The 1,836-nt window shown below is 70.5% G+C and carries 2 protein-coding genes; both read right to left on the minus strand.

Going from position 1 to position 1,836, the window contains the following annotated elements; all coding sequences use genetic code 11:
- Positions 1–778, minus strand: a 778-nt coding sequence (locus D180_RS11535) for an APC family permease (protein ID WP_043090850.1), incomplete at its 3' end; no start/stop codon positions are given.
- Entirely contained in the window at positions 775–1,515 is a 741-nt protein-coding gene (locus tag D180_RS11540; RefSeq protein WP_232760457.1) for a L,D-transpeptidase family protein, read from the minus strand. The genes D180_RS11535 and D180_RS11540, both read right to left, overlap by 4 nt.
- Positions 1,516–1,836 lie beyond the last annotated feature (321 nt).

The following is a 1,836-nucleotide window of genomic DNA, read 5'->3' on the forward strand; positions in this document are numbered from 1 at the left end:
CCGATTGCGCCACGTTGGGTAGCGTGCCCTGCGCCACCACCTGCACCGCGGCGTAGATCAGGGTGACGGTGACGATCATGGTGATCAGCGCGAACGGCACGTCGCGGCGCGGATTGCGGTACTCGCCCGCGGCGGCCGGGATGTTCTCGAAGCCGGCGTAGGCGAACAGCAGCAGCAACGCCGCCTCGCCGAGGTTGCCGACATCGCGCGGATCCGGCGTCTTGCCCGAGAACGCCCACGACCAGTCCACGTAGAACACGCCGATCGCCACGAACAGCAGCAGCGGCACCAGCTTGCCGATCACCAGCGCCACGCCGGTGCGCGCGGCCGACTTCACCCCGATCACGTTGATCGCGGTGAGCAGGCCGAGCGAGCCGATCACGATGGCCAGGCGCGCGCCGCCCCCGGCCGCGGCCGGCCAGAAGCGCACCACCGCATCGGCCAGCCCGTTGCTCAGCGCCGCTGCCGAACTGATCCGGGTCAGCCAGATCATCCAGCCGATCTCGAAGCCGGCGAAACGGCCGAACGCCTCGCGCGCATACAGATAGCTGCCGCCGGGTTCGTCGAAGTAACTGGCCGCCTGCGCGTAACACAGCACCAGCAGCGCCACCGCCACACCGGCCAGCAACACCGCCCACAGGCTCAACGGCCCGAGCAGGGCGGCGGTGGCCGCCGGCAGCAGGTAGATGCCGCTGCCGATCACGTCGTTGATCGACAACCCGACGATCTGCCAGCGGCTGACCGCGCGGACCAGCCCGGGTGCGGGCGCCTGGCTCACGACGCCGGCTCCACGGCCGGCAGCGCCCACTCGGCCTGCAGGCGCCGGTAGGCATCACGCGGCAGCAGCACGAACAGCGGCGCGGCGGACGGCCGCAACCACGCCAGCAACCGCTGCATGTCGGCCGCTTGCATCGCGGTGCAGCCGGCGGTGGGCGCGCCGGGCGCGCGCCACAGGTGGGCGAAGATGCAACTGCCGGCGCCCGGCGTGGCCTGCGCGTTGTGCTGGATCACGAAGCCTTCGCGGTAGCGCTGGTCGCCGGCGTGTTGCAGGTCCAGGCGCATCGGTTCGGTGGACCCGGCGACCGCGTCCTTGCCGACCTTGTCGGCATCGACGATCTGGTTGTACAGCGGCGATCCGGGCACATCGATGCAGTAGTTGCTCTGCTGCATCGCCTGGTAGGGCATGGCGCTGTCGATGCGCGGCGCATAGCCGAAGGCTTCGCCGATGGTGAACACGCCGGCCGGGCTGCGGCCATCGCCTTCGCGTTTCTGCGGGCCATCCGTCTGCGCCGGATGCAGGCCGAGGCCCCAGGCGCTGCCGTGGCGGCCGAGGCTCACGTCGAAGGCCTTGCCCTGCGCGCGCCAGCCTTGTGCATCACGCTCGAACGCCTGCAACGTGCCCTGCGGGCTGTCCCAGTCCGGTGCCAGCACCAGGATCAGCTGCTGCGCGCGCTGCACGGCCGGCACGGCGTTGTCGGCGGCCATCGCGGGCGCGGCGATCAGCGCGCACAGCATGGCCAGACCGATGCGCCAGGTGCGATGGCGGCTGGTGTGCTGTGGCGCGGCAGGGGACCGATGGAGCAGGGGCATGGGCATCTCCGGGGCGGCATGGGCGCGACGGACGCGCCATGGGTGAACGGTAGCGCAGTTGCGAGGCGGATGGCGTGCGCTGGTGCCGTTGGCTTGCCGGCAACTAGGCCGATGCAGTGGATGGTGGGTGATGTCTGTGCTGGTGACGTGTGGGCGCTGGTAGCGGTGTTGTGTCGTGAGTGCCTGTTCTGCACTCACGTAAGCTGATCCACGCCGTTGCCGTTGCCGTTGCCGTTGCCGTTGCCG

It is taken from the genome of Xanthomonas sp. SHU 166 (assembly GCF_000364685.1).
In the GTDB taxonomy this organism is placed as follows: Bacteria; Pseudomonadota; Gammaproteobacteria; order Xanthomonadales; family Xanthomonadaceae; genus Xanthomonas_A; species Xanthomonas_A sontii.